2 protein-coding genes are annotated in these 1,267 nt (G+C 68.5%); one reads left to right on the top strand and one right to left on the bottom strand.

Annotated features, from left to right (window positions below; translation table 11 throughout):
• On the bottom strand, positions 1-653 hold a 653-nt coding region (locus ACGF5C_RS34710; RefSeq protein WP_393308640.1), incomplete at its 3' end, for an alpha/beta fold hydrolase.
• Between the two features lie 296 nt (positions 654-949).
• Between ACGF5C_RS34710 and ACGF5C_RS34705 the strand changes: the two genes are divergently transcribed.
• A partial coding sequence (locus ACGF5C_RS34705; RefSeq protein ID WP_393308642.1) for a DEAD/DEAH box helicase occupies positions 950-1,267 on the top strand: 318 nt, incomplete at its 3' end.

Below are 1,267 nucleotides of genomic sequence, written 5' to 3'. Positions count from 1 at the left end.
TGCTGCCAGCGTTCGGCATTGGCCCGGCGCTCGGCGTGGTAGCGGTTGAGCGCCCATTGCACGTGCTTACCGCCGCCGTCGGTCATCGCCAGCCACATCTGATGCAGATCGGCATCGGGGACCGGGCGCCCCAGGATCCTGCGCAGGGTCATCCGGAAGGTCGTCTCCGACATGAGCGGATTCAGTATCTTGCCGATCGGGGTGGTCATCAGATGCTGAATCGGCAAGGGCCGGTACAGGTCCGGGTACAGGCCGCCGTTGAGCCAGGCCATCCGCTGTACCCGCGTACTGTCACGGGCCAGCAACTCCTGTGCCACGCTGACCCCGTAATCGTGTGCCACGAGCGCGGTGCCGGTGATTCCGAGCCGCTGCCAGAGCTGTTCGACCAGCGTGGCCTGTTCGGTCATCCGGTAGTCGTGCCCGCGCGGTTTGTCGCTGGCACCGAAACCGAGGAAATCCAGAGTCGTTACCCGGCAGCCGGATTCGGTGAGGGCGGGCAGGATCGAGACCCAGTCGTGCGAGGACGTCGGATATCCGTGCAGCAGCGTCACCGGCCGCCCGTCGATCGGGCCGTCCTGCCGGTGGAAGATCCGGTGGCCACTCAGCTCCAGGTGCGAACCCCCGGCGATCCAGGTGCGGTAATCCGGCTCCACGCGCATCTCCTTCCCCGTACCGCACCCCCTGATGCGGATTACCGCCAACCCTACTGGCCGCCCCGGACGCGGCCACCGGATCCGGCGTCACCGCGACGGCCCCTGTGGACAACCGCCGGCCTGTGCACAACCTCGCGCGGACGGGAGCGGGCAGGCACGGGCGACCGCCGCCGGTCGGGTCGATTGTCGGCAGGGGGCGCTAGTCTTCCTGGGTGCCCGAACTCCCGCCCGTACCGACCCTGCTGGCGACCGCCGTGGAAGCACTCGGCGGTACGGCGCGTACCGGTCAGCAGACGATGTCGGCCGCGGTCGCGCACTCCATCGACACCAAGGAGCACCTGGCCGTCCAGGCCGGAACCGGCACCGGTAAGTCGCTGGCGTATCTGGTGCCGAGCCTGCGGCACGCGGTGCAGAGCGGACGGACGGTCGTGGTGTCGACCGCCACAATCGCGCTGCAGCGGCAGCTGGTCGACCGCGATCTGCCGCGGTTGGCGCAGGCGCTGGAGAAACCACTGGGCCGGCGCGCCCGGTTCGCGATCCTCAAGGGCCGCAACAACTATCTGTGCCTGCACAAGATCAACAGCGCGATCCCGGACGAACCACCGGAGACCGAA

It is taken from the genome of Micromonospora sp. NPDC047620 (genome assembly GCF_043205005.1).
GTDB lineage: Bacteria > Actinomycetota > Actinomycetes > Mycobacteriales > Micromonosporaceae > Micromonospora.
Note: the sequence above shows the minus strand (reverse complement) of the source record. Positions and strands in the feature narration are given on the sequence as shown.